Here is a 24,378-nt window from a genome sequence, read left to right on the forward strand (position 1 = left end):
TCAATCTAGATAATCTTTACTGATTTAATAATTTGATAGTTTTTCGTGCGTGATCTTTAGCTTCGTCAAAGTATTCGGCTAGCGGTTTACTAGAGTTCAAGTTTGTTTGGTAGACTATATTTGCCAATACGAAATCAACACTATACTCATCACCTTTATAAACATCGACAGGAATGCTGATTTGCTCATCTTCTGGGTTAATGATTACAGTTCCAAGTTTTAATTCCATTACTACCTCTCATTAATTTTTTAATACTGTTCTTATCTTCCAACAGAAACAGCTTTGATTATTTTGTACAAATCACCACCTTCACGCCCCTCTATTGCCATGAAGCGCTTAAGCTTATTATTTAAGGATTGCTCCGCAGCTCGGATATCAACATTCTGCATAGAACCTTGCTGTTGAGCACCACTTACAACGCTGATGCCACCAAAATTAAGATTGACGTTAATCCCACCAGCAGGATGAGTGCCGTAAACTTGCACTCGAGGCTGACTCACTGACATTGGCTGAGAACCACCTACATATCCACCAGATGCATAACCTCTCTTTCCTGCATCCATTAACCGATATAGATTAGCTTTACCTAATTTAGCCGTACTCTCTTTGTCAAATACAAACTCACCCTTGTGAACAACCCCAGCAGGCTCATATTTGCCACCATCCCCAGTGTATCCGCCGCCAGAAAAACCAAGAAAGCCACCTATGGCTGTTCCACCAAAAGCTGCTTTCATAGCATTCAGCATCGCCATTTGCATAAGCATTTTAGTCGTCATTTCTAAAAATGAGCGAGTAAAGTCACTAAAGCTAGCTCTGCTTTTTAAAACAAAATCGGCAACGCTATTACTCATACCTTGAAATACTGATTGGCTAATTTGAGATACGTTACCATAAACATTGGAGGCTTGGTCTTGAAATTCTGCAAATCCCCTTTTAACTCCCGCCTTCCAATTGGTACGTAACGAATCTTCTTTACTGTAATAATCCTCTAATGCCTGCTTCTCTGCTGGTGATTTAGCTTGCTCAAGTGCGATGTCACGTTGGTACATACGGTCAGATTTACCGATGCCCATATCCAGCGCTCGACTCTTAGCTTTTATTTCTTCAACTCGTTTTAGTTGCCTATCTAGCTCTCTATTATGTTGTTTTTGACGCTCTACTTCATCGCCAACTACTGCTAATGCGCGTTGAGAAGCTAATACATATTCTTTTTTAGCCAATAACGATTGCTCATCATTGGTAAGCTTACGTGTCGCTTTTGCTTCTTCTAATACAGCTATTTTGGCTTCCATATCCCAAAGCTTTTTACGCTCTGAGCTAATCACATCAGCAATAGTTTTATGCTCTTTTAATACTTTAAGTTGAGCCTGTAGAGAAACGAGAGCTTCATTGGCTGACTCATCCGCACGAGTTCCATAGTCAGGTCGATATGCTGTAGGTTTCTTTTGCCCTCTCAGTTTTTCTTTCTCATACCGTTCTTTTTCACGACGAATTGCTTCATCCTTGATAGCCTGAGATGCATGCTCTTTATTTTTTATTTCACTTAATTTTCGTTGGTGTTTCTCCTCCGCTGTCTCATATTCTCGCCTTAATGCTTCATCAGCTAAAAGCTGAGACTTTTTAGCCTCTTCCTGTTTTCTTGCCGCCTCATTTCTCGCATTCTCAATATCCCTCTGATATTTTTCTTCGTTTAGTAAATCCAGTTCTCGCCTTAAATCTTCAGGTGTCTGGCCTGTTTTATAATGATGTAGTCCTTTAGCTGCAGGATTTAACTGAAACTCAAGAAGTTTCTCTTCATATTCTTTAATCTTTTGGTCTAGCGTTCTTTCTCGCCCTATATTAAGCATTGCATCCCATGCATCGCTTGCCATATCCTTAACGCCTTTCCAAGCTGACTCTAAAAAACCTAAGTTGTTTTCAATTTGCTGACTACGCTCCTGCATTGCATTGGCATAAGACTCCATCGCTATCTTTGCAGCCTCATGCTCCTTCCCCTGCTCTTGCAGTGTCATTATTTGTTCTAACTGAGTAGCTGTTAAAAAGTGAAGGGATTTATCTAGTTCAGTAACAGCTTTAACCGGCTCCTCTTGTAAACGCTGAAATTGCTTAATTGTTTTATCAACTGACTGACCAACAGCTTTTTCCATTGCCGCAGCTGTTTGAGAAACCATCTCAACAACATCACCAGAAAACTCTCCCGAGCCAACGACTTTTGATATAGCACCAGCCATACCATGCTGAGTAATACCATTTCCTGAGATTTTCCTAGCAAGAGCATCTAATTGTGCCGCAGTTTTTCCTGCATACCCTCCAGTAAGAATAAGTTGTTTGTTATATTCACTAAACTCTTTAGAGCCTTGATATGCAGCAAGAGCGACAGCAGAAGCGGCACCAACAAATCCAAACATAGCAACTCTTGCTGGGGTAATTAGTGATGCTAACGCCTTCAATGAGTTCCCTAGACCACCGAAGGAATCTTTTATCTGACCACCTTGCTGTATCATCACCATCCATACAGGCATTCCTGATGCTAATGATGTGACAATATCCGTCATTTGAGCGGGTAATTGCCGCATAGCATTTCGATATTGACCAATCGTGATTGAACCGTTTAAAAATGCTTTCTCTTGCTCTTTCAGCTTGGAAATCATAGGCGCAGCCTGCTGAGAAATACCCATTTGCGCTGCTTTCAATTCTAAAATTTCAGTTTTGGTTTTTCCTATAAAATCCGTCTGATTTTTAAGAGATTGTAAGAATTCATCTGCGGCTTGCTTTGCTTTATTCGTTGCAGCTTCCTGAGCTAATAATGCTTGCCCTTCCGCAGTCAGAGACATATGCATTCTTTGCAGCTTGTCTCTAGTTTGGTCTAATATGCTGGTATAATCTTTGAATTGATCTTTGGGAAGTAACCCTTTTTTGCTTGCTGCTACTAGCTTTGTCTGCCAGTCATCTAATCGTTCAAAAGCTTTATTTGTAGGGTTCAGCTGATTAAGTAACTCATGAAGCTCTTTGCGCTGTTTTTCAGCTGCTTGAGCTGCTTTTTTCTGATTATCTACACCGCGTTTAAATTGCTCATTCAGGTCTTGGGCTGAGCCATTTACCTTTTCCGCTGTGCTGCCAAACTCCTTTAATTTTTGAGTCCCACGCTCTAAATCAGACGTATCAGCTTTAAGCGAGATGGTTGCTATATCTGCCATTTACCTTTCTCCAGATATAAAAAAACCACCCATCGGTGGTTAGATTAGCTTCTATGTAACTTTTATTTAAATTAATGCCATATTATTCTAGAATTTCGTTTTCCAACATTCGTCACTAACCAGATAACCTTTAAACACACAAAGGATTATTAATATGCTTAGAAAATTGACACTCATCGCAACCCTTTTCATCGCAGCCAATGCTCATGCTGGCAACGAGTTAACTATTAGTAAGTTAGCTAGTGATGCAAATACTAAAACAGCATTCCTTCAAGTTGTAAAAAATAACGACCTCCCATCATGGGTCTTAACTGGTGGTACTGAATCCCCATCAAATACTGTGACTTTAAACGGTAATGAATACCAAGTAGCAACAGCGTGCAAACCTCACAATTGCCCAGCAGAGCGAATTGCGATTATGTACTCTAAAGAAAAGAATGTTATGGCTGGTGTATTCTCTTCAAATAATGAAAAGAACAATACTGAGGATTTACTCTGGTTTAATATCACCGATGATTTATCAATCGATGGGAAAACGGTTTTATTTGCAGCACTTACGGGCAGCCTCGATAATCACCCTAATGATTTCAATTATAAGTAATTAAATCTAACATAATGAACTGGTATCGGTTAAGGATGCCAGTTCAATTACACAAACTTCAACCAATAAAAAACCTGCCGGAGCAGGTTTCATCAATTATTTACATTTCTCATACCATATCTTCTGGAAATCTTCTTCAGATATAGATTCACCTTCAAAATCAAATAATGGGCTTGAAAACATGCGCTCACCATCATTGCTAGAGGAGACTACAACAATAAATCTCTTATACTTATAAGGTAATTCATCTTTAAATGTAAACACTTCTCCGCAAACGTCACCAACAACCTTGCGACTCATACTTACACCTGCAGGGTAAAAATTAACATTTCTCATATCAGCAGCTTGTGGCTGGTGCATAAAATCAATCACAATTTGCTTAGCTCCGTCAATAATTGTCGGTTTTTTACTTATGCCAACTGAGATCCCTACAACAAAAGCTAATAATATCAACAGCAAAATACACAGAACTCGCAAAATTTTAGCATGCACGCCAAATTACCACTCGTTAAATCAAATGATTGAAATGTACCCTCAATGCAGAGTTCAGGCAATAAAAAACCCACCGGAGTGGGTTATTAACACTATTTATAATTGAGCACATGTACATTAAAAATTACGAATATTAGCAATCTCTTCTTGTGTGACTTCTAGAGACTCTAGAGATCTCTGGTATTCATTGGGTTCCATTCCTTCAAATTTTTGATGTCACTCTCATCTATTCATGGTTTTTTTAAATAAAGCTATTACCTATAGAGGAGTCAACTGTTTTCGTACTTGCAATCAGCTAGACCGACACTAATTTCTTGACCTTTGTTGCTATTGTGCAAAATAACTTTAACACCCATTCTGTCGTATATCATATAAGCAAATGTAATCCCTGAATTTTCACTAAAATACACAGTAGCTTTAGCATCAGTTGAAAGCAACTCAAGCTTTGGTGATGTTATAACTACCCCTGTATCAAAGGTTATATTTATCATTGCATTGTTATAATCTGCATGCGGAGTTACTTCCAACTTAACAGTCCCGATTTGCACTCCGTTATATCTATTGCTATCACTAAGGTCATCAGGTATGGAATAAACTCCACAGTTATACTTTCCCGCCAAAGCCAAAATATTATAGTTATTATCTCGATATAACCCCATGTCATTCTCGTTATTAGCAGACAGGGTATATCCAGAAAATAAAATAAATAGGGCGCAAATATACTTAATCATCATTAACCTCATTAATAAATTAGCCCCCTGAATATACCTGAATAGCTTTACTACACATAATCGAACTCTTTAGTTAAAAATAATTATGTGATCTAGAATGCAAGCCCATCCTTGGGCTATGTGTAGGTTAGGCAACTTCCTTCCCGTGAATAATATGGCGTAACGCGCTAATACCGTTCTCATTATAACGGAACGCTTCAACCTGCTTTGATGAGTAAACTGACTTGTCCAAAAAGAACCTACCGAATTCGTCAGTTTTCAATCCGTTCTTGTTTGCAATACGACCAATTTTATTTGCTGACATTTCTAACCATATTCTTAATCACAAAGAGGGCTTCTGATTTAGAAGCCCTCTAGTATTAAACTCGCTTAACTACATAAATTTTACATTAATGACCGGACGTTTTAGCTTCTCGACAAGCCTCGAATAAAAACCAGACACGGCGTTCTGTTTCATCAATCCAGTTTTCTATTAGGCTTGTAGTGGAATAATCTCCATGTTCTGCACATACTTCATGTGCTTTTCGAAATTCTGAAGCCAACATTTTATTATCTTCACAAAGCTCAGCAAGCATATCTAAAGGTTCTACGTATTCCGCATTGTTATCGCTAATCCTTTGCATTTTTGATATTTGCCCTATAGAACGTATAGTCACACCACCTATTTTACGAACTCTTTCAGCTATAGGGTCTGTCATGGAGTATAGTTGCTCACTTTGTTCATCAAGCAATAAATGATAATCGCGGAAATGTGGACCACTCATGTGCCAATGGAAGTTTTTAGTTTTTAAATAAATAGCAAAAATATCAGCCAAGATTGCATTCATTGCTCCACTGATATCTTTTGTTGCTTTTGGAGATAAATCTGTTGGCGTTTTAAGTGGGCGAATTTGTAGTTCTTTAGCTTTACTCATAATTAACTCCTAAAGATAGTCACATCTGTTTTGATATTAAAGATGTTGAAACAAATTATTACACTAATGTTCTTTCTATATATCTCTTAACTGGTTATGAAACTATTTAGCCAACATTGCTTTTCAATATGTGCTGATTATTTTAATTATGTACTTAATGACATCATTCGTTGATCTACATCAAATTTCAATACATTAAATAAATTAACTAAAAAAACAAAATTAAATATTAATCTTTATGTACCTACCTAATTAAATTCGACCTTCAGACTTTAAAGCTAGCTTACTGAATTTAAAGTCTTGCAATCCTTGATATGCTAGATTTTAGCTACAGGCAGTTCATTAAAATTTGTCGTGTACGCCGGTGATAACATTTCGCGCTTCATCTGATATCCACTATCCCCCCCTTTCACGGCAAACCAGACTTTACCTAAGCCACTATTATTTATTGTGTCTAATGTTTTCATAAGTTCATCGCCATTCTTAAATGGTTTTTGAGTAGAAAACATATCAAACTGAGTAACATCTGAATCTGTGAAGTCAGATAACATTATCCCGGCTTTATAGTAGCGGTAACCATCTCGCCATATAGAATCTAAACCACGCATAACAGCATTAATGATGTCTCGCGTATCGCTGCTAGGGTATTCAAGCTTAATGCTGGCACTGTTAGCATAATCTTCACCTGATGCATGGCTGCTGGTTTGAATAAACAGGCCAATAATTCGACATCGCTGCTTTTCTTCGCGTAGCTTCTCTGCTGCCCGTTCTGCATAGTCACAAATAGCCTTGCGCATGGTTTCGATATCTAAAACTTTCTTACCGAACGAGCGAGAGCATAGTATTTGCTGCTTAACCTTCCTGACTTCTTCAAGCTCAATGCACGATTCGCCATTAAGCTCTCGGAGAGTTCTTTCTAGCGTCACACCAAACGTTTTACGTATTGTAGACACAGGTGCATTTGCCAAGTCTAAAGCGGTATAAACACCCATCGCTCTTAACTTGGCTGAAATCCTTCGCCCTATTCCCCACACTTCTTCAATCGAAATCAGCGACAGTAATTTTCTTTGCCGACTTCTATCAGATAGCTCGACCACTCCTCCCGTTTTCTTCCATATTTTAGCTGCATGATTAGCAATTTTAGCCAGCGTTTTAGTCGGACCGATACCAACACCTACTGGCAAATGAGTTCGCTGCAATATCGTTGATTGAATTTCTCGCCCATAATCTTCTAAATTAAAGGTATGAACCAAGCCAGTGAAATCAAGAAATGCCTCATCTATTGAATACACTTCCAAACGCGGAGCATACATTGATAGTAGAGACATCACTCTGTTGCTCATATCAGCGTATAACGCATAGTTCGAGCTAAAAATGTTAATATGATTTTGCAGGTAATAGTTTCTTCTCTCATAGTAAAGCTCTCCCATTTTTACACCGAGTTTTTTTGCTTCGGCGGAACGAGCAATTACACAGCCATCATTATTACTCAGAACAATTACTGGCTTTCCTGCTAAGTCAGGCCTGAAAACTTTCTCACAGCTCGCATAAAACGAATTTACATCAACTAAGGCAAACATTACTGAGCCTTATGAATAATGAATGTGACAACGCCAAATATCTGTAAATCCTGCGCATCACCAATATGTATTGGTTGAAAATCAGGATTCATTGGCATCAACATCGGTGGATAAGACTTTAATCTCTTAACAGTAAACTCACCATCAACACTGGCGATAACAATATCCCCATTTTTTGCTACCAATGCGCTATCGACAATCACAACATCACCATCGTTAATGTTAGCGTCAATCATAGAATTACCTTCTACACGCAACATATACGTACTATCTGGGTGCTTAATCAATGTGCTGTTAAGGTTTATTCTTTCCTCCATGTAGTCAGCCGCAGGAGATGGAAACCCCGCAGCCACTCTATCTAAGAATAATGGAATATTGAGAATTGATTCGGAATCGATAGGCTCTAGCTTCATAATGCACCAAATTACTGTATTTATATACAGTATATTGTAAGCATTTTAGTTGTAAAGATCATTTTCAAGTATCAAAAGACTAGAAATATGCAATCCCCTCCTAGAAAATCAGACCTACAGTGTCGTTATTCTTCCTTCATTTACTTTTTATAAAGTAAACTTATGGCTTATAACTATTAACTGCATTGCCGAAAATATGAAATATACATTATTGTTACTAACATCAATTCTAATGGTTGGATGTCAAGGGAGAAGTTATTCAGAATTAACTCCAGCAGAAAAAGCTGAAGTCAGAGCTGCTCATGATAAAAGTGCCAAAATATCTAGAAAATGCAATCGTATAGAAAATCAATCTAAACGTACTGATTGCTTTCTCGATAGAGACGACAATGACTTTAACCGGCTCTATTAATTTAAAGTTAATACTGGAGGCATTACAGCCCCTGACTACTTGTTTATCAACTCAAGAGCCTTTAGCTCCATAACCCTTAAGTCATCAAATATGGTCGCTTTGCTTTTGATGTTAAGTAGATCTAAAACATTGGGAATCACGCTATAGTCAAGTCCCGTAGCACCATTCATACCAACTCTCCACTGTGTACTCATCGCAGAAAATACCAGATATGACTCCCATACATCAGGAACAACTTCAACATCATCAAGATCAGGAGGAAAGCCAAAAGCTCGCTCAAAATTTTTAGCCTCTTGCTTTGTCATTCCCCCATACATTGCTTCAGCGACCGATATTAGTTTTTTTCACGATTACCTAACAATTCATTGTAATACGTTGTTGTAATAGCCCCTGCGGCTGATGGATAGTTGTCAAATAACAACTTCAAATTATCTTCGTTATAAGGCTCTTCAATTGCCCAATCAGCAATAATTTGAGTAAAGAATTTGTTTACTGACTCATTTTTCAACTCTTCCAATTTACTCATTGGTAAATGATTGAACGTAAATGTCACAACCTCCGGCTCGCTTTTGCCAGCCACACGGATTTTTACATCAGCCTTAAATATTGGATTGGGATTCAGAGTGAATTTCGCCATTAGGTTTCCTTAAAAGCCCCGAAAGGGGCTGTTATTATGCGGTAGTGTAAATTTGCATATCTGATTTAAGAGAGAAACGTGCAGATACGTTTTCAACCTCGTTAATTGCAGTATTAGGAACACGCTGGAATGACACACTGGCTGAGTAGTAACGGTCTTCACCAGCCCGTTTATTATAAAAACGAATCGCTGTTAACTGCTTTGTATCATCCAAGGACATTAATAACCCTCGAATAGGTAATTTCGCATCATGAGCAAATGTATAAACCTGCACGATACCCGATTTATAGGTATCAACCGTTTCTGCTTGCTCATCTTCTAAGAATTGAATTTCTTGCGTTTGCTGCTCACCACCTTCTGTTGATAAGGTCATGACTTGGGGCATAACCTCCCATTCTTGAACTGACTTTAGTGTTCCTTTGCCGCCGCCAATCGGAAAACGTTCGGTATCTGTCGTATCAACACCGTCAAGCGTGATACTTGTGTTTTCTGCTGATTTCACACGAAAGACACCGGACATTTGTTTCCACCCAGATGTAACGAGAACAACATCTCCGGCTTTAATGCCACTTGACGCTGTGACAGTAAGTACAGCTTCAGAGGCATTACTTGCCGCCGTAAACTCAACATCTTTTCCGTATTTACTCGCCACATAAACGCGCGAGCCATTAGGAATGTTATAAGCCATTATTAACCTCATTTTTATGCATAAAAAAACCGCCATTTAGGCGGTCGTTTATCGGATTGGATGACATCGATAGGATGTACGTATTGGAATGATGTAGTTGATATCACTGGTAAGTGGCGGTAGCTGATTTGGTTCACCGTCTAGATACAGTGACTCCGTGAGTGTTAGACCATTTTCGAGCTGCTCTTTGACGGCATCAACCAAGCTAATAACCGCCGAATCACCATTACCAATCTTTTCAACAACATTAAGTTGAATAACACCTTTTTGAACTGGCATGTCTAACGCTAGACCTAGATTTTCAGTTATGGCTGGCATTATATGTAATTGCAAATATGGAGTGCTAATATCATCAAACTCAATATTTGACCAAGCCACCTTTACCCCTTCTTGCTTAGCAATTTTTGCCACCAGCGCACGAATAGACTGATTGATTTCAGATTGTTTCATTTACTTCATCTCTGCGATAGCGTCTCTAAAGAACTTACTCACGTTTTCAGCGGTAATTGCAATCATGCCATTAGGAGCTTGTTTTGAATGTCCCATTTCCAACCTGTAGGCATAAGGAACATTGTTAGTAAAATAGATAGCATTCATACCCACTTTGAACTGCTCAAGCATATAGTTACCAACCGCCTTAGTCATATTGCCTGATTTATCAACTCGCCCAGTTTCACCATCAGCAGGTACATCAAAAGTGACTTGCCAATTTCCACGGAATCGTCCCCCCGTATAACCTGGGGGTGCTTTGATATCCATAGAGTCATTAACTCGAGCGCGTTTTTTTAATTGACGATTTTTCAGTGTCAAATTATTAGGGTCTTTTCTCAATGCTTCATTGTGCTCAAATACCGCTTGGTTATAACCTACAGCCGTTTGGTTAACTTTCCATAAGTCGGGATTACCCACCGGAGACATTTGAACAAGTTGAGCCAAAATCCTAACACCTGTTTTTTTTACCACCGCCTCCATATTTGATTGAGATTTTTCTACAAATAGATTAACGGACTTCATGAATGAATCAGTCATATCAAGCCCTCAATTGAGGTTTGTAGCAAATAACAACATCAGCAGGTTTAACCGGGTTAGGCTCATGCACACGTAGCCATATACCATCAACAAGAACAGAATCCCCTTTTCGAATATCAATCTCTGGAGAAAGAACCATTTTAATATCCGTAGAGAGAATTAGAGTTCCATCAATTTCATATGGTTTGTACAAAACCTTTACACCAATAATTGAAAATAGAGACTCAGGCTCATGATGCTCAACACCATTATCATCAACCCAGTGCTTGCCAGCACGTTTCACTTGATATGAAGCGCCATATTTTTTCAGTATTCGCAATGCTGTGTGATAACCTCGTTGATAAATATTCATCACTACCTCACTGCAAATGTGTTAATCGCCAAGCCTTCTGAGCTATCCATCAAGCCGCATAGCAAACCTTTCAGCCAAGCGAAATTAGGTGCACCAGTATTGGTGCCTTCTGCATACTTCAAATCAATTGCTCCCTCAATACGTTCAGAAATTATTTCTGCACCTAATGTTGGCTGCAATTCATTCTCTTGTGCTTCAAGTGCAAGGCGACACTGAGCCTGTATAACCTGATGAGGAATCGCATCACTAGCAATTTCAACCCCATCACGAAACAATCCAGTGCGAGGAAAAGATAAAGGTTGCGTACTGTCTGAACGCTTACCCTGCCATTTTTGGGATTCTAAGAAGTCCATAGCAACGATGAGTAATGATTCGAGTGATTTACTGTCTGATAGGGTTAAATTCCTGACTTTCGCATATGCTTTTAAATCTTCAATGCCAGCATAACTATTAAACGTAGGTGAGTTTTTATCGGCATCAATCATGACCACCTCAAAATAAAAAGGGGCATTACGCCCCTATCTTCACTTGCCATCAGTAGTTTTTTTCCTTTTAGCTACTTCTGGCTCTATTGCTTTACTGCATTTTTGCCCTGAGCAGTTAATTTAATCATCACACCTGCTGTCAGTTTGTTGCTCGTAAAATGTTTTTTCCAGTTACCCGCAGTACCTAACTTGGTTAGATCTGGGTTTTTACCTTTTGATTCATCCCAGCTATACCCAAGCACACCGACGTTAACAACGCCTTCACCACGATACCCAATTTCTAAGTTTTCCTTATCATTGATCTCAAATGAGCGGAAGGTTGGTTCTTGTGACTCGATGATAGTCACAGCTCCAGGAACAAGACCAAAAATAGCATCAACTGGCGCACTGTCTGTTACCAATACGGGTTTACCTAACGTTCCCGGCTGCCCACCATAGATAACCACACCAGCCTCTTCGTATACTTTGTTATCAATCGCTTGGTCAACAATATCGAAATACGTAGTAGAGTGCATGACGAAGAGATTTACACGGTTAAACTTGTCCCCATATCGACGCAGCCCCTTGGTGAGTGTTTTTTTCCCATCTGTAGCAATGTCTGCTGTCACGACCATATCAGCATTACTGCCGATAGCTGCCCCCAATGCGGCTAAGGAATATTTAATGTAACCTTCTAGAGATGCATCAGCAGCATCAATACCAACTAGCTCAGAAAATTCAGATACATCTCGTCCTCGACGTTTAAATGCCTCTTCCGTTGTTGCATATGGACCATATTTCCATGGAGCTTTCACATCAACAGATTCGCCCGCACCAATTTTTTTACTCTCTACTGTTCCTGTTGAATCAACATCACGATGCTCAATCGATCCACCAATTTGATAGAAAGCACGTTTACGGAAATCACCTTCAATAAAAATGTTATCAAGCACAATGGCACCATTCGATGCCTGATTAAATACTGCTAAATTATCTTGGCGACGCTCTAAAAACGCTGTTTGCGCCAAGTCGTTGTAAATTACTAAATCGCTATTAGTCGTCGTAGCCATTACTTATCTTCCTTTACTCTTTAGGTAGTTTTAAAAATGTGTCACGTCCATATCGGCGAATATAATCAGCTTTCTCACTCGCAGACATTTGAGAGCGTTTAAGGTGTGCACCACCTTGTTTATGTTTTCCTGCATCCGTCCCTGAAGCAGCAGGGAACAAATGAGGCGCGCTTTCTTTTAATGATTCGACCCATTCAACAGGTGATAACGGTGTTCGACCATCTTTCCCCATAATTGGATTACCATCATCATCAACGGCTACGGCCTGACCTTCATCGTTGATTTGAAAAATGCCTTTGGCACGTAAAATTAAGTCTTCTTGTGCGCTAGCTAATGCGCCGGCTTTACCAGCAGCAGAGCGTACTTCATCTCCCAATACACGTTGGCGAAATTTATTAGCAAAAGCCTCAGCCCTTTCCACTCGGCTATTGGCTTCTTTCAGTTGTTTATCAACGTCATTGCGTAAGCGCTCAGTACGTTTATTAATGACCTCATCAATTTTGCCGTCAGCGATTAACTTGGCTTCTTCATCATTTTCAAAACGCTTGAGAATTCCACGTACAGCATCGGGATCAATACCATCAAAACGCTTGAGATTATCGTTTTGCTCTTTGAGCTTACCCAATAACTCATCACGTTTAGCCTTCAACCCAGCTACTTGCTCACCGACTGCTTTATCGATAATGGCTTGAATTTCCGGTGTGATTACTGATGCAGTTCCACCACTTCCACCACCAGCGCCATCATCAGCCTGTGAGTAATATTTGCGTTCGATATTCATAAATAACATGTTGTTCCCCTTGGGATTCATTGCGCCTAGCGCGTTAAAGTAAACCAGCCCTTGGCTGAATTTAGACAATAAAAAAGGTCACCGAAGTGACCTTGGTTAAATCGTTAATTGATTAGCTATAACCTGCATCTTTAAATGCTTTTTCGTCTAGCTTTTTGAGTTGTTCTAACGAAATAAATTCTCCCTTATCTGTATAAAATTCAGAAGGATGCATACCGCCCTCTTTCATTAATCTAAATCGTGTTTCACCGAATACTTGCCGTTGTCGCCAGTCTGGTTGTCGCTGCACCCAATCAAGAAAATTGGTCTCTGCTGGAGCTTGCCCATCCATTGATGCTCTCGTTCCTGCGTCCATCTCATTCGCATCAATACCTAATTCACGCCATGACTTAGTGACGAAAGTTTCCGTTGAGCGGCAATTAAAATGGATTTTACCGGGACCTTGTAGATAGGGGATTTTGTGTCCTATTGGTTTACCTTCCAGAGTATACTTCAGCCTATCCCGGACAATGCAATCATGGGAGGTTTTATTATCGAGAGTGGATAGCCACTGTTTGCAGTCAAGGATATCTTTATTAGCTTCAGCAAATTGTTCTCTTGCTGTCGCTTGTAAGTGACTGATTGCCGTCTTCGCTATCGTTGTTACGTTAGCTCTACTAAGTTGTAAGGCACCATCTTTATAGCCTTGATTTGCATGACCTCTGATTTTACGCCCAATCTCTAGCGCACTATCGCCATTTAAATAACCATTGCGAACAGCATTGTTTATGCGTGTCATGCGGTCAGATTCTAATCCAGCAGCCCACTCAGACAGTAATTTCCCTTGAAATGGACGAGACATTGCTGAGGAAAACAACATCTCCTCTGTAATACCCATAAGCGGATATTGGCGTAGAACAGCATCAGGTAATAAAGCATCGAATAATGAGGAATAATAATCCGCTTCATGCAATGCATATTCCCTCATTTCTTCTGTCAGCAACATAAACGCACTGTCAATCGCACGTTTATTAATGGCTTTCACGCTCAACAGCAATGACTCTAATCGCCTGACAGTAAAGCTATTCACGTCAATAGTGGCACCATCTAAGGCAACAATAAGCGACGCTGTTAATTCAGCGTCAAACTCATTGAGTGCATTTATCATGCGCCTTGCAACATCCGTAGAATAACGACCAGAAAACAAAGAGTGAGCAATCAATTCATCCCTTAATCGCTCATTCACTGATTTCATGCCCCACCTACCATTGTCGGCTCTTGGTTATTAAGCTCATCGACCACCATATCAATATCATCAGCGGGGTCGATAACATCATATTTCTGTAAACTTCTCACCAAGTCAGATTTACGTGTTGCTCCAGATTGCCATGCAGCAACAATTTCACGGATCATGGCACTATCAGCGATGTGATTAACGAGGTCTTTGTTAATTTCAAAAGAAGTGTCTTTAGTATCTAAACCCAAGTATTCAGCGCACCATATTAACGCTTTGCTAAACGCATCTGAGACATTTGAACAACAAATACTGAGAATAGAGGTTTGAGCACTTTGCTCCCCCACAGATTGAATAATCGTTTTGACTTTACTATCTGAAGAAACTAACTGAGCGCCTAAAGCCACCATGTAATCGCGCTTACTGTCCATAGCTTCTTTAGCCAACATATTTGGCTGAGCTTGCTCGTAACCAAAGAACCCTTTCACTGGCAGCATTAAAGGTGAACGAGACCCAACCATGATGCCTGTTTTTTCTAAGTGATCTCGCCACTCTATATCTAACCCGCCTAGATATGGCTGAACTTGCCCACAGAAAAACACTGAATCTTCATAATCAGCAGAATTTCGATAATGCCCTAGATTAATTTTTGCCAAACCTAACAATGGCGCCTCATCTATCGTATGGTCATTGTTTTGAGCACCCATAAACGTAAATGGAATTTCATCCCAAGCACCACTACCTGCACGCTCTGGAATATATTCAGAGTGGATTTGATACACACTGCTGCCAGCTGTCTTGCGATATACTCTACAGATAAACTTGCCATCTTCTATCACTAACACGCGGTATTGAATGGCATCTTTAAATCCAAAACCGTCCGCCTCTTCAACAGTCTCTCGCAATACCACCAGCGTTAGCATCGTCCTGCCATTAATACGATCAGTCCGCCAGTTAATAATATCTTCAGCACGATATTGAAATATGTACGGGAGCTTAGAGTCGCTGTTGTAATCAACATATAGCCCATGTCGTCCCACTTCCAATACCGATTCAAGAGAGGATTGAGCTAATTGGTAAATGCTTGAACCTGCACCATCTGCATCATCTTTTAAACAAGACAGCTTTTCAGCAACAGCAATCAATGGATCTTTCTTGAATGCCATCCCTATCATACCGTTACGAGTGTTACCTGTTATTGGGTAAAACACCGCACGGTCTTGATAGTCTTTATTGCGCTTTTTCTTACGCTCACTTTCCTTTTCTTCCAATTCAGGAAGATAACTCTTTACTTCCTCGCCACCTCGACAAACAGCGCGAACTAACTCCCACTGAGGAGCAGCCGTTTTATACTCCGGTCGAGTAAAATCTACATTATTTATACTCATCAGAAGGTTGTTCCTAAGTTGATTTCAAATGCTGGGCGTTTAACATTTCGCCTACTTACAGCAAAATATCTAAATCCATCAGCATCATGTGATGTATAGTCGTGAAGAGGTTTATCTTTCCAGCACCCTCGTTTGTCATCCCACTCTTTGCGATACGCTTCAAGATGAGCAATGCCTTCAGCACATTTATGTTCATCAAAAACACAACGAGGGAGAATTTCACGTACAGCCTCAATACCTTCATCAATCGAAAGCTTTGGCACTACGTCAAATCGAATTGAGTAAACTTGCCCATCAATTTCATACCCTTCACGAGCTAGTTCTCTACGTGATTTCGCATCTGAACCAAACTCGCGGTTATCAATATCATGTGGTCCATTATGACTCGCGTATGTGTAGCCTTTATCTTTCAGTACTTTCATATAATGTCTTAGACCTTCACCACTGTTTGAGTAATGGTCTATCACATGGAATTCATCACCTACTTCACGAATAAACCAAACTGAGGTTGAGTCACCAACGCCAATATCCCAATACGTATGAACGGGTAAATGTGAATTATCAGGGAGTGAACCAATGCGCTTATTTTCGTAGAGGAATCTGAACTGCTTAGCATAGTAAGCACCTTCAACCGATTGCTGGAATGCCTCTGAGGGTATTGACGGATATTCCCGCTTCATATCATCGCCAAGTGTTTTTTCTTTTGCGTAGTACCACGCTTTCTGATGCTCATCTAGGTGAATGCCATGCTTGCGGGATATCTCATCAAAGTAATCAATTAATCGCTGTGGCAATTGCTCAACAGGATCAATCGCATACTCAGGATTCTTCCACCATGAAAAGAAAAAGAATTTCCAATCTAAGTTAGATAGCGTTTTACACTGAATTTGCGCTTTTTCGGCCGACTGACAATAATCATAGAAATAACCAGCTCGCCCCTCAGCAGTGCTTTCAATTGTCGTAAAACAGTCACTTGATACAGCTTCAAACGCACCAGTAACTATCTCACGAGCTTTTTCAGGGTACTTTGCACATATCTTTCCGAACTCAGATACATGCAAGTATCGAAGAGTGCCACCACGAAATGACGTGCTGATATAAAGTGACCCGCCTTTGCTAAAAACCAATTCACCAGCCGCATCATTACTCGCCGGATTTGCAGCTTTAATTTCTTCGGGTAGCTTTTCATAGGCATATTTTATTTTTTCTCTAAATAGCCTTTTAGCATCGTTAAGTGTATGAGCAATCAATGCACATTTAGCCGCCTCAAATAACGCTGCATCTAATTGGATAATGCAAACCTCAGTCGTGAAACCCAGCTGACGGGCCTTTAAGATAATGTTTCGCGTATGCATCCCTTCAAAGTATTCAAGCTGCTCAGGCGTCATTTTAAATCGAACTGGCTTACCTTCTTTGTTGGTGATCCAGTACAAGTGATTCAATCGCCAGAGCTTATCTCTTAATAATGCAAGATATTCTGGCTTCATACTTATTCCTTCGATAGGTCGTCCATCAGTGACGATATAGAGTCGGATACTTTATTCTGCTGCGCGTCATCCAGCCCGTATGCCTGGCGCTCAAGTCCAATTAGGTTTTTAAGTGTCTCGCTTAATGCTTTAGCAGATTTAATACGTTCGGGGAGGGAGATGATTGAATTGTAGAGTTCATTGAGTTTGTCTCGCCCATTGCTATCAGGCTCAAACATTAATTCACCTAGCTTCCTTAAAGCAGGTACATCCGTACATTCAGTAGATAGCTCATCAAATAAACTGTTGGTTAACTCCCTAGCCCTACGAATATCACCCCTATGTTCCATACGAACATTGGCAATGACTTCAGCATTAGCTTCGATAAGTTGCCGCTCAGAAATAGCCTTCTCAGCGGCAACCAGAGTGGCAACCTCTCTTTTGGCAACCAAGTTTTCAGCTCTAGCCTTAACCTTTGCTTTTAAATCTCGTTCCCATCCTTCTTTCTTTGCGCGTTTACTTATCGCTTGATGGGTTATCTCATATTGAGAGGCTATTTCTCTTATAGACATTACGCCAGCTCGGTAAGCAGACTCAATAGCCTCCCAATCTGGTCTTTTGAACATTATTCACCCTCATGATAAATCAAAAAGCCAATACAAAAACAAGATCTGCATCTTTCACAAAAATCTTTAATTTGATTTAAATCAGAACAATAACAATTAAATTGTTGTATTTTAGTTTTTCATTGTTAATTTCATTGCTAAATACAATATTTAGTATTGCTGCAATCCCCCTTGTTGTGTTCATTGCAATAAGGGGTTTTTTATCTACAAATTCTTATCTTTACATCTTAGCCAGCAATTCTTCTGTCGATTGGTTTCACCAAAAATCTAAAACCTTCAGCAAGAAAACACTTATGCTTTAACTATTAACATTTCTTAAAGAGTTTCTCATAACAAATTAAAACCATTTTTAGCGAAAATATTTACATTGAAGGTATGTTATTTTAAATATTTAAAGGAGAGTCAAATGAGACTAACTTCAATAGACCATGTGCATGTATATGTCGATGACCTCAATGAAGCCGTAAAATGGTATAAAGATATTTTATTCTTTACCGTTACACCCAAATACAAGTTTTGGTTTGACCAGGGTGGTCCATTAGTCATAAACAATAATGATGTCCACCTTTCCTTATTTAAAAGGACATCACAAAGCATCGGTAACACAATCGCTTTTGGTACAGATAAGACTACACTGATGGAATTCATAGAACACCTGAGAATCAACAACATTCAATTTTCTATCGTTGACCATGATGTGTCTATATCCATCTATTTCACCGACCCATACGAAAATAAGTATGAAATAACAACATATGAGCACTTCAAAATATAAAAATCATAGTTAATTAGGTAATAAAAAACCCGCACAAGGCGGGTTGTCTCTTGCAGTAATTACATTTTACTTTTCAATAAATTAATGTCGCTATAAATAATCCACTTTTGATTCTATTGAAATATCAATACTCTTTGTCTATCAAAACCATTAGCGCTAGCAAAGCTAAGGTATTCATCTAAAAGTTCTGGCGGCATAGTTGGTGTACGCGATAACACCCATAAGTAATCTTTATTAGGGCCCACAACTAGTGAATACTGGTAGTCGTCATCAAGCTTAATAATGTTATAACCGCCGTAAAAAGGACCGAAAAACGACACTTTCAAGGCACCTATATCCGAAGATTCAACAAAATAAGCCTTTCCTATACTCTCTTTCCATTTTTTCCCTTGTGAATCCCATCCTCTGTTGACTACCTTTACACCACCATCATTGCGTAGAGAATAGTTTGCAGAAACTTTACTTAGTCCCTTTTCAAATCGATTATCTATTCTAGCAACTTCATACCATTCGCCAAGATAACGGGATAGTTCAAAATGTTTAACTGGTGTTATGTCATGTGGCACTTTCACACTACACCCATTAAGTAACAGCATACTTACAAACATAAAAACTGACTTTATCTGCATTGCAACCTCACATAAAATTGATCTATGAAGATACTTTCGCATAAAAAAGAGCACAGAGCGACTATAGTGATTTAGTATTTCGTGACTATAGAACCCTCGTATTTAGATAAAGTCATTGTCGCACTAACTTGGATTACACTAGCCAGTGTGGTAAACCGATTGATGATAATATTAAAAGAATACCGACTAACAGGTATTGAAATACATGAAGCATACGGATAAATAACTCTTTGAATATCATAGAGTTTACTCCTTGCTGCTAAGGTTATTTTATTATCAAAATGCATAGTATCATCTAAAATATAGCAGCTCTTTTTAATTTGTCAGATATCATGTTTCACTAAAGTATTTAGCTAATGCTATTGCTAGTAATCAGCTTTCACGTTCCATATCGATTCAATTAACAATTAAATTATTCTGCTATAATGAAAAATGAACTTTGGCAGTCTGTAACCTCACACAATGTAAGGAAGGAAGTATGATTAAAAAATTCAGTTTACTCATATGCTCATTAGCTATTATTACGAGCTTGACTGCCTGTAATACGACAAAAGGTGTAGGTAAAGATATAGAAGCCAGTGGAGAAGCCATACAAAGAGCTGCTGAGTAAAATTAAACTTTGCCCAATCCTAAAAGCTTAGATATAAATACATCCTCTTGAGCCATAATATTTAAGAAATAAAATAGCATAGCCCGTATTAATTGATGAAATTGAATGTTTGACGTCAGATTCATCATTATAATTTTTAGGGTGAATTTTCATTAACTGATTCTAACTTATAAGAGATATTACATATGAAAAGAAGAATAATTATTGCTACATTAATGACATTATTTATTCCAGCCATTGCGAGTGCGTCATGCGAAAGCGTTGTTGAAGAAATTACGCAAAAAATTATTAACAATGGCGTGCCTGAAGAGAGCTTTACCATTACCGTCGTTTCAAATGAAGAAGCAGCCTCACAACAAGGTACTGTTGTAGGTAACTGCTCTAATGAAACACAGAAAATTATTTATACAAAAAAATAACTCATGCTATGCAGAGGGCTCTAAATGAAGCCCTCTCGCTTTTTATTCTAGTTGTAGAACGCCATGTTATTCAGAGCTTGAATGAGCGATCAAGCCTACATATATAATTTCGTCACCTTCACTAATAATGTCAATTCAATTGTATAAAGCTGTTGTTCTTCTTCGTGTACAAATTCATATAATGGCTTAATTTTCTACTATGTTAATACAAACTTACTAAGTTGAGTGATAATCCCATTTGGATTAGAAAATAAATAGTGATACTATTTTCTCGCTGGTCAAGGATGACTAGCCCTACAATAATTATGAGTTAATCTTAAAAACTCCCCTTTAACTGAAGGGGAGTTTTTTATTTTTTAGGAACAGTCTTATTCACTTATTTACGGAATCAACATGGCACTTTTCAATTAAAAATTACTTTATTTCTATGTTTGTTGTTGTTTAATTTTCCGGATTACTTTTTTGCAAAAAAATCGCCATTTCTCGAGGCTCCGTTTTGTAATATCTTATTGAGATTACTACCTTTTTAAGGTTGCCCCCATTCACGATTAACGTATAGTGACGCTTATTCATAAGTAGTTATTCTCATTTAGCCTCGATATCTGGGGCATTTCTTTATTGTTCAATTTTCCGTATTGCTTTCCTATTGAAAATATACTTATACTATTGGATTAAACTTTCATTACATAAGAGAACTGTATCAATATATATATGTATAATAACCCCGTTACTCTCTTACTAATATTTATCCCTACTCTTGCCTGCATCCTATTGATTATTGTTAAAGATAAGAAACAACCAAATTTAACGACACTTTTTTTAAAATTCTCTATCTACCTGTTAAGCACTCTGACTTTCATAAATTTAATTTTTTTTGCAAGGGCATTTACTGATTGGTATTAACGTAAACACTCCGCTCTAATGTAATCTTGCAAACCAAGTATCATATTCTTGGATTCTGCGATTCGCTGCCTGAGTAGCCAATAATTTCCGATAGCGGAGTCAGTAGGTCTGGCGGTTGTTCCATCATCCACGCCGGAGGTGGAATTGGTTTCGACTTTCTGGCAGCTGGCTCGGATGTACACCCGCTCAGGATCACGCTCAGCAGCAATACGCAACTCATCAATTTCAATTTTTGCATTGGCTAGTTCCTGAATATGTTTAGTATCGAGTTTATGGAGAGATTGGACACGTTCTTGGTAATCCTCATTAATTTTGACCTGCTCTGTCAACTCAACGAGTAGTCCGGCATTTTTGGTATTTAACTCACCTATCCTCTCGTGTTGTTTCCACATTCCCCATATCGCTATCAATGCGACAATAAATAACAATACGCTGACTTTATTCATGGCGATTACCATAAAGACGTTTAAAAATTAACTTGCCGACCTTTGTAATGCTCGATAGCTTTTTGGCAACGCTTCTCTAAACTTACCTTGTCAGTGCCACCACAAGTGTCGTCTCGAAGTGCGTATACGCCAATTGCCAAGTAGATGGGTAGACAGATAATAAAGTAGGATAAGCATAAGCAAACTCGCCAAGACACACGGTTTTTTCTACCTCTCGTCTCGTCATTAGCCCTTTCCACGCCTTCCCCCCTGCATATATCCAGCGTTTTAGTTCATTACATGCGCCAGCTTGGTCACCAGCATTAAGTTTTTTAAGTAATGTTGAGCGCGAGAAAGCACCTATTCCCACGTTATAAGTAAATGAATAAAGTGCCGCCCTGGTGTAATCAGGAATATTGATTTTAATTAAGGGGTTTACTGCTTTAGCGACGATTGCTAAGTCTTTTTCCAGTAACTCGTCACACTCGACTTTTGTATAGATTTTCGTCGGAATAATGTCAGAACCTGTATGCCCATAACACACCGTAAGAACACCACCTACATCACGGTAGGGTTTGGGCTCATATCCCTCAAAATTAGTCACCATTACAACAGTTAATGCCATCAGCCCACCTGTCACAGCGGCTATTTTTATTTTATTTGGTATCTTTGCCACTGTTAGCCTCTCTTAATTTGAATTCTTTCCGTTTGTAGTACCAATTCACCAAGAAGGTAGCGACAGTACAGATAATCCCGATGAGCACAGCCCACTGGTCTAGTGATAACGCCCCAGCTGTAGTAGTGATAACTCCAAGAGCATAAGAAAAGGGGCTAGAGTATTTTTCGTTCATACGCATATCACCCCCAACGGAGTGGTCCAAGATTTGGTTAATAGAAAGCCACCAGCTATAAAAACTAGAAGGTGTTAATGAAGTCAGTTGAAATTTAGGCAATAAAAAAGGTCACCGAAGTGACCTTAGTAAATTCTAGATAATTAATTTTTTTTCTTACCTGTTATAGCATCGTAAACAACACTTAACCCATAAATAATAATGGCGAGAGGTAATCCCCACTTCACATCTCCTGAGATGACGCCATAATTTTCGAGTAATGTTATTATGCCCGCGAGGACAATAAATATACCAAAAAACATAAATACCTCATTCATGTATATGCGAGTACGCTATTATACATAAAGATTAATTTAGCTTACATCTTGAATAGAGATCGCCGCGAACAATAACTATTCATCAAATGATTTAGGTTCATTAAAATATCGAGGTAGCCGCGTATTTAGTACACCAAAACAGACTTAAATCTAAACAGTGCAATTATGATTCATTAACTTTGGCTTAGAACGACTAGCTCAAACAAAAAACCGCACTAGACAGGGTATTTTCAACGTATTACCTCGCACTCTTACTGGTACAACATGCGCATATTTTAATAAAGCTATATCCTGAAGCTTTAGCCGCAGCTATTGCATGTATAGCATTAAATAGGTTACCTAGGTAGAAACGATTTGAAGTCATCGGCATTTGTTTACAGCCAACTTTGTGTATTTTGTAATTACCTTTTGGTCCCATCGTCGTCTGAATGTAATAGTTCATACATCTCCGTATTTACATTGTACAAAAGATTTATAACTTATGGACCGCCATCGAGGTATCGAACCCCGACTCTTAGTTTTGCTAATACTAAATACTCTTCCAGTTGAGTTAATGGCGGAATGATTTTACATCCAGTAGACCAATGCAAACGAGGCTAAAAGCAATCCTAAAATAGTTAGAGCATTTTGCGTTAGTGATAAAATTCGTTGATAAAAGGTAGGTAAGTTCATAGGTGATCCCTTAGGAAATAAATCCTTTGGATACCGCATCTATTTTTAAAATAAAAACTCGCAACTGCAAGATTTGCTTTTATAGCAATGAGGTATGATTACATGGCTATTGTAACACAGAACTCTCTCACTGAGGGGATTGTAATGATATATAAAACAAAAAACCCCACTTTTGCGGGGTTTTATAATCTATATGTTATTTAAGCTGGCTTCATATTAGATTTACAAAAAATACATTTAGCGCCATATGGATTGCTTTTTGATACATCAAAGTGATAGCGTCTATATTGAGATCCCTTACAACAAGGGCATCTCATATTAATGTTGTCTTAAAGTGCCACCACATTAGCAGCCGCTGGACCTTTTGCGCCATTTTCTACCGAAAAGCTGACTTTTTGTCCATCATATAATGTTTTGAAATCATCGCTTTGAATCGCGGAGAAGTGAACAAATACATCTTTGCTCCCATCTTCAGGAGAGATGAAACCAAAACCTTTAGATTCGTTAAACCACTTTACTAAACCTGTCATTGTATTAGACATAGAATTTCCTTTAATTTTTTGATTGCCATAAGGCATAGATGAGGTTTGATTTTTATTTTTACTTATGGGAATTAATTATAAGGAATTCGCAATGAAGGGATATCTTAGATAACGCTAAATGGTGAACAACTTTAAACTGACTAGCATAAATAGGCCTGTACTTCCAAACCG

General features: G+C 38.8%; 29 protein-coding genes and 2 pseudogenes. 4 read left to right on the forward strand and 27 right to left on the reverse strand.

Annotated elements, in window-relative coordinates; genetic code table 11:
- Positions 1-16: 16 nt before the first annotated feature.
- Positions 17-229, reverse strand: a complete 213-nt coding sequence (locus ACY3ZI_RS14175) for a hypothetical protein (RefSeq protein ID WP_036952419.1) — start codon at positions 227-229, stop codon at positions 17-19.
- A 32-nt stretch (positions 230-261) separates the two neighbouring features.
- Positions 262-3,198 (reverse strand): phage tail tape measure protein, encoded by a 2,937-nt coding sequence (locus ACY3ZI_RS14180; protein ID WP_487375391.1) that lies wholly within the window; start codon positions 3,196-3,198, stop codon positions 262-264.
- A gap of 154 nt (positions 3,199-3,352) precedes the next feature.
- On the opposite strand from ACY3ZI_RS14180, the gene ivy reads away from it, so the two are divergent.
- Positions 3,353-3,799, forward strand: coding sequence for an Ivy family C-type lysozyme inhibitor (ivy, locus tag ACY3ZI_RS14185; RefSeq protein ID WP_036952423.1), 447 nt, complete (start codon positions 3,353-3,355; stop codon positions 3,797-3,799).
- A gap of 96 nt (positions 3,800-3,895) precedes the next feature.
- Here ivy and ACY3ZI_RS14190 read toward each other — a convergent pair whose 3' ends face one another.
- From ACY3ZI_RS14190 to ACY3ZI_RS14280, 19 genes and pseudogenes are all read right to left on the reverse strand, one after another.
- On the reverse strand, positions 3,896-4,291 hold the full coding sequence (locus tag ACY3ZI_RS14190; RefSeq protein ID WP_487375392.1) for a hypothetical protein: 396 nt from the start codon (positions 4,289-4,291) through the stop codon (positions 3,896-3,898).
- Positions 4,292-4,560: 269 nt separating this feature from the next.
- Positions 4,561-5,025, reverse strand: a complete 465-nt coding sequence (locus tag ACY3ZI_RS14195) for a hypothetical protein (protein ID WP_487375393.1) — start codon at positions 5,023-5,025, stop codon at positions 4,561-4,563.
- A 124-nt stretch (positions 5,026-5,149) separates the two neighbouring features.
- Positions 5,150-5,332: pseudogene (locus tag ACY3ZI_RS14200) on the reverse strand (hypothetical protein); the annotation flags it as partial.
- A gap of 79 nt (positions 5,333-5,411) precedes the next feature.
- Positions 5,412-5,936: a Dps family protein gene (locus tag ACY3ZI_RS14205; RefSeq protein WP_006659243.1), complete on the reverse strand. Its 525-nt coding sequence runs from the start codon at positions 5,934-5,936 to the stop codon at positions 5,412-5,414.
- Between the two features lie 317 nt (positions 5,937-6,253).
- Positions 6,254-7,516: a translesion error-prone DNA polymerase V subunit UmuC gene (gene umuC, locus ACY3ZI_RS14210; protein WP_323086574.1), complete on the reverse strand. Its 1,263-nt coding sequence runs from the start codon at positions 7,514-7,516 to the stop codon at positions 6,254-6,256.
- Complete coding sequence (gene umuD / locus ACY3ZI_RS14215) at positions 7,516-7,929, reverse strand: translesion error-prone DNA polymerase V autoproteolytic subunit (RefSeq protein WP_349487918.1); 414 nt, start codon at positions 7,927-7,929, stop codon at positions 7,516-7,518. Before umuD ends, umuC begins: the two co-directional genes overlap by 1 nt.
- Before the next feature lie 447 nt (positions 7,930-8,376).
- Positions 8,377-8,658 (reverse strand): DUF1799 domain-containing protein, encoded by a 282-nt coding sequence (locus tag ACY3ZI_RS14220; RefSeq protein WP_117162450.1) that lies wholly within the window; start codon positions 8,656-8,658, stop codon positions 8,377-8,379.
- Positions 8,659-8,675: 17 nt separating this feature from the next.
- The gene (locus ACY3ZI_RS14225) at positions 8,676-8,978 is read right to left on the reverse strand and encodes a phage tail assembly chaperone (protein WP_036952433.1); all 303 of its coding nucleotides are present in this window, start codon (positions 8,976-8,978) and stop codon (positions 8,676-8,678) included.
- A gap of 34 nt (positions 8,979-9,012) precedes the next feature.
- Positions 9,013-9,666, reverse strand: a complete 654-nt coding sequence (locus ACY3ZI_RS14230; RefSeq protein ID WP_036952436.1) for a phage tail tube protein — start codon at positions 9,664-9,666, stop codon at positions 9,013-9,015.
- 48 nt (positions 9,667-9,714) lie between these two features.
- Complete coding sequence (locus ACY3ZI_RS14235; RefSeq protein WP_036952438.1) at positions 9,715-10,116, reverse strand: phage tail terminator-like protein; 402 nt, start codon at positions 10,114-10,116, stop codon at positions 9,715-9,717.
- Positions 10,117-10,695, reverse strand: a complete 579-nt coding sequence (locus ACY3ZI_RS14240) for a hypothetical protein (protein WP_036952441.1) — start codon at positions 10,693-10,695, stop codon at positions 10,117-10,119.
- Position 10,696: 1 nt separating this feature from the next.
- Positions 10,697-11,047 (reverse strand): hypothetical protein, encoded by a 351-nt coding sequence (locus ACY3ZI_RS14245; protein WP_272533314.1) that lies wholly within the window; start codon positions 11,045-11,047, stop codon positions 10,697-10,699.
- A gap of 2 nt (positions 11,048-11,049) precedes the next feature.
- Positions 11,050-11,532 (reverse strand): DnaT-like ssDNA-binding protein, encoded by a 483-nt coding sequence (locus ACY3ZI_RS14250; RefSeq protein ID WP_036952447.1) that lies wholly within the window; start codon positions 11,530-11,532, stop codon positions 11,050-11,052.
- 83 nt (positions 11,533-11,615) lie between these two features.
- Positions 11,616-12,581 carry a major capsid protein gene (locus tag ACY3ZI_RS14255; protein WP_272533312.1) on the reverse strand — a complete coding sequence of 322 codons (966 nt, stop codon included), beginning with the start codon at positions 12,579-12,581 and terminating at the stop codon, positions 11,616-11,618.
- 13 nt (positions 12,582-12,594) lie between these two features.
- Positions 12,595-13,371 (reverse strand): hypothetical protein, encoded by a 777-nt coding sequence (locus tag ACY3ZI_RS14260; RefSeq protein ID WP_154638257.1) that lies wholly within the window; start codon positions 13,369-13,371, stop codon positions 12,595-12,597.
- Positions 13,372-13,483: 112 nt separating this feature from the next.
- Positions 13,484-14,605, reverse strand: coding sequence for a structural protein (locus ACY3ZI_RS14265; protein WP_487375394.1), 1,122 nt, complete (start codon positions 14,603-14,605; stop codon positions 13,484-13,486).
- A complete protein-coding gene (locus tag ACY3ZI_RS14270) occupies positions 14,602-15,972 on the reverse strand; it encodes a DUF4055 domain-containing protein (RefSeq protein ID WP_323085299.1) in 1,371 nt (456 codons plus the stop codon). The genes ACY3ZI_RS14265 and ACY3ZI_RS14270 overlap by 4 nt, the downstream gene beginning before the upstream one ends.
- Positions 15,972-17,459: a terminase large subunit gene (locus ACY3ZI_RS14275; RefSeq protein ID WP_272533307.1), complete on the reverse strand. Its 1,488-nt coding sequence runs from the start codon at positions 17,457-17,459 to the stop codon at positions 15,972-15,974. Before ACY3ZI_RS14275 ends, ACY3ZI_RS14270 begins: the two co-directional genes overlap by 1 nt.
- 2 nt (positions 17,460-17,461) lie before the next feature.
- Positions 17,462-18,064: a hypothetical protein gene (locus tag ACY3ZI_RS14280; protein WP_323085297.1), complete on the reverse strand. Its 603-nt coding sequence runs from the start codon at positions 18,062-18,064 to the stop codon at positions 17,462-17,464.
- Positions 18,065-18,470: 406 nt separating this feature from the next.
- Between ACY3ZI_RS14280 and ACY3ZI_RS14285 the strand changes: the two genes are divergently transcribed.
- Positions 18,471-18,839 carry a VOC family protein gene (locus tag ACY3ZI_RS14285; RefSeq protein WP_272533302.1) on the forward strand — a complete coding sequence of 123 codons (369 nt, stop codon included), beginning with the start codon at positions 18,471-18,473 and terminating at the stop codon, positions 18,837-18,839.
- 113 nt (positions 18,840-18,952) lie between these two features.
- Here ACY3ZI_RS14285 and ACY3ZI_RS14290 read toward each other — a convergent pair whose 3' ends face one another.
- Positions 18,953-19,468, reverse strand: a complete 516-nt coding sequence (locus ACY3ZI_RS14290) for a lipocalin family protein (RefSeq protein ID WP_036952464.1) — start codon at positions 19,466-19,468, stop codon at positions 18,953-18,955.
- A 478-nt stretch (positions 19,469-19,946) separates the two neighbouring features.
- Here ACY3ZI_RS14290 and ACY3ZI_RS14295 point away from each other — a divergent pair, with 478 nt between their 5' ends.
- Both ACY3ZI_RS14295 and ACY3ZI_RS14300 read left to right on the forward strand, forming a co-directional pair.
- Positions 19,947-20,078, forward strand: a complete 132-nt coding sequence (locus ACY3ZI_RS14295; protein ID WP_036952467.1) for an entericidin A/B family lipoprotein — start codon at positions 19,947-19,949, stop codon at positions 20,076-20,078.
- A 185-nt stretch (positions 20,079-20,263) separates the two neighbouring features.
- Positions 20,264-20,497: a DUF1161 domain-containing protein gene (locus ACY3ZI_RS14300; protein WP_132494933.1), complete on the forward strand. Its 234-nt coding sequence runs from the start codon at positions 20,264-20,266 to the stop codon at positions 20,495-20,497.
- 899 nt (positions 20,498-21,396) lie between these two features.
- On the opposite strand, the gene ACY3ZI_RS14305 is transcribed toward ACY3ZI_RS14300, so the two are convergent.
- From ACY3ZI_RS14305 to cspE, 5 genes and pseudogenes are all read right to left on the reverse strand, one after another.
- Positions 21,397-21,792, reverse strand: a complete 396-nt coding sequence (locus ACY3ZI_RS14305) for a lysis protein (protein WP_487375395.1) — start codon at positions 21,790-21,792, stop codon at positions 21,397-21,399.
- A gap of 136 nt (positions 21,793-21,928) precedes the next feature.
- Positions 21,929-22,501: a lysozyme gene (locus ACY3ZI_RS14310; protein ID WP_196712413.1), complete on the reverse strand. Its 573-nt coding sequence runs from the start codon at positions 22,499-22,501 to the stop codon at positions 21,929-21,931.
- Entirely contained in the window at positions 22,482-22,682 is a 201-nt protein-coding gene (locus tag ACY3ZI_RS14315; protein WP_036952477.1) for a phage holin family protein, read from the reverse strand. Before ACY3ZI_RS14315 ends, ACY3ZI_RS14310 begins: the two co-directional genes overlap by 20 nt.
- Before the next feature lie 1,195 nt (positions 22,683-23,877).
- Positions 23,878-23,982 (reverse strand): annotated as a pseudogene (gene ymcF / locus ACY3ZI_RS14320) (cold shock small protein YmcF); the annotation flags it as partial.
- A 12-nt stretch (positions 23,983-23,994) separates the two neighbouring features.
- On the reverse strand, positions 23,995-24,207 hold the full coding sequence (gene cspE / locus ACY3ZI_RS14325) for a transcription antiterminator/RNA stability regulator CspE (RefSeq protein WP_036952486.1): 213 nt from the start codon (positions 24,205-24,207) through the stop codon (positions 23,995-23,997).
- Between the last annotated feature and the right edge of the window lie 171 nt (positions 24,208-24,378).

Source organism: Providencia sp. LY12 (assembly GCF_057621555.1).